Source organism: Lysinibacillus sp. BSL11 (assembly GCF_052928325.1).
Genome location: NZ_JAVGCX010000035.1, coordinates 1 through 5,935 on the forward strand (window position 1 = coordinate 1; position 5,935 = coordinate 5,935).

Annotated in this window: 5 protein-coding genes, 2 tRNA genes and 1 rRNA gene; 4 read left to right on the plus strand and 4 right to left on the minus strand. The window is 39.1% G+C overall.

What is annotated here, in order from left to right; genetic code table 11:
- Positions 1-32: 32 nt before the first annotated feature.
- From RCJ95_RS23645 to RCJ95_RS23655, 3 genes are all read right to left on the minus strand, one after another.
- A tRNA-Val gene (locus RCJ95_RS23645) sits at positions 33-108 on the minus strand.
- 10 nt (positions 109-118) lie between these two features.
- Positions 119-234, minus strand: a 5S ribosomal RNA gene (gene rrf, locus RCJ95_RS23650).
- 277 nt (positions 235-511) lie between these two features.
- Complete coding sequence (locus RCJ95_RS23655; protein ID WP_257522546.1) at positions 512-1,582, minus strand: cysteine desulfurase family protein; 1,071 nt, start codon at positions 1,580-1,582, stop codon at positions 512-514.
- A 100-nt stretch (positions 1,583-1,682) separates the two neighbouring features.
- Here RCJ95_RS23655 and nadB point away from each other — a divergent pair, with 100 nt between their 5' ends.
- The 4 genes from nadB (at position 1,683) to RCJ95_RS23675 (ending at position 5,755) form a co-directional block, all read left to right on the plus strand.
- The gene (nadB, locus tag RCJ95_RS23660) at positions 1,683-3,269 is read left to right on the plus strand and encodes an L-aspartate oxidase (protein WP_257520396.1); all 1,587 of its coding nucleotides are present in this window, start codon (positions 1,683-1,685) and stop codon (positions 3,267-3,269) included.
- The gene (gene nadC, locus RCJ95_RS23665; protein ID WP_274769998.1) at positions 3,226-4,086 is read left to right on the plus strand and encodes a carboxylating nicotinate-nucleotide diphosphorylase; all 861 of its coding nucleotides are present in this window, start codon (positions 3,226-3,228) and stop codon (positions 4,084-4,086) included. The genes nadB and nadC overlap by 44 nt, the downstream gene beginning before the upstream one ends.
- On the plus strand, positions 4,073-5,176 hold the full coding sequence (gene nadA / locus RCJ95_RS23670) for a quinolinate synthase NadA (RefSeq protein ID WP_274769999.1): 1,104 nt from the start codon (positions 4,073-4,075) through the stop codon (positions 5,174-5,176). Before nadC ends, nadA begins: the two co-directional genes overlap by 14 nt.
- A 162-nt stretch (positions 5,177-5,338) precedes the next feature.
- On the plus strand, positions 5,339-5,755 hold the full coding sequence (locus tag RCJ95_RS23675) for a VOC family protein (RefSeq protein WP_221683483.1): 417 nt from the start codon (positions 5,339-5,341) through the stop codon (positions 5,753-5,755).
- 59 nt (positions 5,756-5,814) lie between these two features.
- On the opposite strand, the gene RCJ95_RS23680 is transcribed toward RCJ95_RS23675, so the two are convergent.
- A tRNA-Glu gene (locus RCJ95_RS23680) sits at positions 5,815-5,886 on the minus strand.
- Positions 5,887-5,935 lie beyond the last annotated feature (49 nt).

Sequence of the window (5,935 nt, forward strand, 5' to 3'; positions counted from 1 at the left end):
AGTTGCTCTACCTGCTGAGCTAAACCGGCATATGGTGGAGGATGACGGGCTCGAACCGCCGACCCTCTGCTTGTAAGGCAGATGCTCTCCCAGCTGAGCTAATCCTCCTGGGTATTATGCCTAGCGACGTCCTACTCTCACAGGGGGAAGCCCCCAACTACCATCGGCGCTAAAGAGCTTAACTTCCGTGTTCGGTATGGGAACGGGTGTGACCTCTTTGCCATCATCACTAGACTTTGTTATGTATCTTGTTTTGAAGTTGTTTACCTGTCCTTCAAGACAAGAATTATTGTATAACGTTTTCTAACATTGTGCAATACTTTTTTATAAAAAAAAGAAATTATTACTTTTTAAAGTTATTTTTGTTAAGTAAGAGAAAATATTGCCCTGCAAAATATTATAGCAATTGTTGGTTCAAAAGAAAACAATTATTTTATTTGCCGATATTCTTAGCTTATAATCTATTTCAATACAAGTGAAGAATATAGATAATCCTTCACTCTTCTTTTCATTAAATATTTGAAAGCTCTATTTTTAATTTTACAATATCCTCAAGTGTAGTAGAAGGACCAAAAGATATTCTAAAAAATTGGCGTGCCGCTTCCAAAGAGAACCCCATAGATAGAATAGCCTTTGTTCCCGATTCACTATGAATATCACATGCACTACCAGTAGAGATACAGATTCCCGCCTCATTTAACTTTAAAAGAACATATTGCCCCTCTACTTTCTCCATCATTACCCCACAAATATTAGGTAGTTGCTGTTTACATTCAACGAGCTGACATGTTTCAGGTAAATTATTTTCAAAATAATCTCTTAACGTTTCATAATGTTGCAACTCATATTGATAGTTTTCAATTGCCGCGGCAAAGGCCACGATTGCAGGAGTATCTAATGTTCCCCCTCTAAGACCCCTCTCATGTGTCACACCTGGTGTTAATGCAGGTACTCTGATTGCAGGGTTCATATATATAGCACCGCAGCCCTTTGGCCCACCTATTTTATGAGCCGAGATGGTAATAGCATCGGCCCCCTTTGGTATAGCTAGTTTACCAAATGATTGTACACAATCAACGTGACAGAAAATATTTGATTTTCTTGCCATCTTTACGATTTTCTCTACAGGCTGGATTGAACCAATTTCAGAATTGACATGTTGAATGGTAATCAAAGCAGTCTCTTCTCGGATTGCTTGTTGCAATTGTCCCAGATCAACACAACCATCCTTCTGCAAAGGTAATTTTGTTACAGTAAAGCCCTTTTTCTCAAGTGTATTCAAAGCTGCATGCACTGACGTATGCTCAGCTTGAGAAGAAATAATGTGTTTTCCTTTTTTTGAGGCTAGTGCTAACGACAAGATGGCTATGAGATTTCCCTCTGTTCCACTACCCGTAAAAATTACACCATCACTAGTTACACCTAGGGCTTGGGCTACAACCTCTCTTGATTGCTGGACAAAATAAAGGGCTTGTCCCCCTAAATCATGCAGACTCGCACTATTTCCATAATACCGTTGTGCCACCTCTACATAGGCCTCAAGAGATTCCCTCATCATAGGTGATGTTGCAGCATAATCCATATAAATCATCGTCTTCTTCCTCTCTTGTTCATCAGGTCTTGTTTTCTTTTTTATTTTATGTAAAGATAAGTGTCAAGACAACTGTAAAGAAGGTATAACTATGGATGTAAAGACAGACGTCCTTATAATTGGTAGTGGAATTGCTGCACTTCAGGCTGCTTTAGTGCTTGAAAAACATTTTCAAATACAAATTGTTACAAAATCATCTTTATATATGAGTAGTTCTTACCGTGCACAAGGTGGGATTGCTGCTGTTACTAGTGAGGAAGATCATATTCAACACCATATTGCTGATACATTGAAAGCTGGCGAGTATCATCATGAGAAAAGGCATGTTAAAACACTTATAAAAGATGGCACTGAGATTATGCAAAACTATCTAAAGGATGGCCTCCCTGTTGATCGGCAGGTCGATGGAAAACCTGCTCTAGGACTTGAAGGAGCACATAGTCATCATCGTATTCTACATGCAGGTGGTGATCGTACTGGTCAGATTTTCATAGATTATTTGCTTCATAAACTCTCACCCAAAACAAAGATCAATTGCTATGAAATGGCTTATGAGCTTTTACGGAATACAGATGGTGACTGTGTAGGAGTATTAACCAAAGGAGAAAAAGGTACAAAACGTTATTTGGCACATCATGTTATTTTAGCGACAGGTGGCGCAGGTGCCCTTTATTCAAGTACATCTAATTTTCCAACTAATACAGGGGATGGGATCGCATTAGCATTTCGAGCAGGCGCTGCCATTAGTGATATGGAATTTATGCAATTTCACCCGAGTCTTCTTTGGTGTAAAAATGAAGCAAAGGGATTAGTTTCTGAAGCTGTCAGAGGGGCTGGTGGTATTTTTGTTAATGCACAGCATCAGCCCATTATGAAAGGTTTACATGCTCAACTTGACCTAGCACCAAGACATATTACTGCACTTGCCCTATTTACAAAACGTGCAGCTGGTGAAGAAACGTATATTGATATCACTAACATTCACGACTTTGAAGAAAAATTTCCAACAATTGCTCAGCTATGCCATGTTCATCACGTTCATTTACAAGATGGCCTAATCCCCGTGGCTCCAGGAAGTCATTTCTTGATGGGTGGTGTTATTGCTGATGACAAAGGAAGAACTACTATACCAAACTTATATGCAGTCGGTGAGGTTGCCTGTACAGGCGTACATGGCGCGAATCGTTTAGCAAGTAACTCCCTATTGGAAGGTATTACATTTGGTCAAAAAATGGCGCAGTACATTATTCAAAAAGGGTGTCATCAAAAAAACTTTTTACTGGAAAAGCATCAATGTGCTGATAAAATGCCACCTTTATTTAGCAAACCCCAATTACAGCAACACATGATGCGGTTCCTAGGTATTGTTAGAAATATTGATGACTTGCAGCATTTTGCAAAGCAACTCCCCTCCTTGCAATCACTTACTCAAGTTAATTTAAAGGGTCTTGAACTAGCTGAGTTGGAATTATTTATGATGCATGTAGTCGCCACATTAATGGCACATGCAGCAATTACCCGAACGGAAACAAGAGGAGCTCATATTCGAACGGATAAACCCGAAATGAAATCACAATGGGCAAGCCGATGGATTATTTTTTCGCAAGGACAAATGAAAGTGAGGAACTCATTGTATGAATATCATCAAACTCGAGGAAATGCTCAAGCAATTTTTTAATGAGGATTTAGGAGATGGAGATTTATCGAGTGAATTTATCTTTTCACCCGAACAGCAGGGAGCTTTTTCTTTTTACGCGAAAGAAAGCGGAATTTTTTGCGGGGCTAACATTATTGAGCATGGCTTTCTCTTACTCGATCGATCAATCGAAGTCAACCTTCATAAAAAAGATGGAGAGATGGTTAAGTCAGGTGATGTACTCGCTGTGATTAAAGGTCCCTTACAAAAGTTATTAATCGGTGAGCGTGTCATTTTAAATCTTATTCAACGTATGTCTGCTATTGCAACGGCAGCCCATCTTGCCGTTCAAGAAACAGTAGGTACTCACGCAAAAATATGTGATACGCGTAAAACACTACCAGGACTGCGTATGTTAGATAAATATGCTGTTCGAATTGGTGGTGCTTTTAATCATCGTAATGGCCTGTATGACGCAATTATGCTAAAGGATAATCATATTGCCTTTGCTGGTAGCATTACAAAGGCAGTTCAGGCCGCTAAAGTAAAAGTCGGTCATACCGTAAAAATTGAAGTTGAAATTGAAACAAAAGAACAATTAGAAGAAGCTATCAACGCAGGAGCAGATATTATTATGTTTGATAACCGTAGCCCAGAAGAAATTCGTGCATGGCTTCCCATTGTTCCTCCCACTATTGCGACTGAAGCATCTGGGGGCATCACACTTGAAAATTTAAAGGCATATGCCCAATCGGGTATTCAATGGATTTCACTTGGCTCCTTAACACATTCAGTTAAAGCTTTTGATATTAGTGCACTCGTTCAAATGAAAGGAGATCATTCCCTTGTCCATCACTAGTTTATTACAACAGACGACATTACTCCCAGAGCATTATCGGGAACTATCTGTAAAGGAAATGGAATCTCGTATTTTATCAATAAAGAAAAAATTAGGTCCTAAATTATTTATTCCTGCCCACCATTATCAAAAAGATGAAGTCATTCAATTTGCAGACGCAACTGGGGATTCTTTACAGTTAGCTCAATTATCCGCAGCAAATAAGGAAGCTGAACACATCGTATTTTGCGGTGTACATTTTATGGCAGAGACTGCTGATATGCTGACAACGAAACAGCAACGTGTCTATTTACCAGATATGCGCGCTGGTTGTTCAATGGCTGATATGGCAGATATTTATCAAACAGAACAAGCATGGCCCATTCTTCAAGAACTCTTTGGTGATACGATTATTCCTCTAACCTATGTTAATTCAACTGCGGCTATTAAAGCCTTTACTGGAAGGCATGGTGGTGCTTGTGTCACTTCATCGAATGCAAAGGAACTTGTTCAATGGGCTTTTACCCAAAAACAGCGTATCTTCTTTTTACCTGACCAACATTTAGGAAGGAATACTGCCTATGATTTAGGTATACCTCTTGAAAATATGGCTGTTTGGAATCCACATAAGAACTTGCTCGAAACAAAAGAGCCTCTTGAAAATATCCAGGTTATTCTTTGGAAGGGTCACTGCTCTGTGCACGAAGGGTTTACGGTTCAACATACAGAGGTTATTCGCAAAGAACACCCGACTATGAGGATTATCGTTCACCCAGAGTGCAGCCGTGAAGTGGTAGCAGCGGCTGATGATGCAGGCTCCACAAAATACATTATTGATACAATCAATCGAGCTCCAAGCGGATCTGCATGGGCAATTGGAACAGAAATGAATCTTGTCAATCGCATTATTAAGCAGCATCCTGATAAACATATTGTCTCCTTAAATGAAAACTTTTGTCCTTGTTTAACAATGAATCGAATTGACCTTCCACATTTGTTATGGAGCTTAGAAAGTATTGAGCAAGGTCAACCTCATAACCGTATACAAGTAGATGAACATACTACCGCTGAAGCACTTAGTTCACTTGATAGAATGCTAGCCAGAGGATAAATAGTTAAACTTTTTAAACAGAAAGGTTGAAGATATAACCTTTCTGTTTTTGTTTACAAACACCTGCTTTCAATAGTGCTAATGGCTTCCATTTTCGCCTACATTGCTAAAATTGACACGACTTTATGCTCCATGATACTGTCAATTTGGAGGTGATATTAAATGGCTTTTCAATCGAAAAATATCTTTATCAATTTACCAGTAAAAGATCTAAACAAATCTATCAGTTTTTTTAAGGAATTAGGTTTTGAGTTCAATCAACAATTCAGTGATGAAACAACAGCCTCAATGATTATTAGTGAAAATATCTTCGCATTAATAATGGTTGAAGAACGATTTAAAGGATTTAGTAAGAAAGAAGTTACAGATACTACTACTTCTGCAGAAGCAATCTTATGTCTTTCTGCTGAAAGCCGAGAACAAGTAGATCAATTAGTGAATAAGGCACTTGCCTCTGGTGGTAAACCATATAGTGAACCACAAGATCACGGATTTATGTATGGTTGGGGTTTTCAAGATGTAGATGGGCATATCTGGGAAGTGGTTTATATGGATGAAAATGCATTGAATCAAGAGTAAATTTTGTATCTATGAATATCAAAAAACAGTAGATGCAAATGCATCTACTGTTTTTAGTATGACCCGTACGGGATTCGAACCCGTGTTACCGCCGTGAAAGGGCGGTGTCTTAACCACTTGACCAACGGGCCCATGGCGGAGAAGGAGGGATTTGAACCCTCGCGCCGGTTACCCGACCTA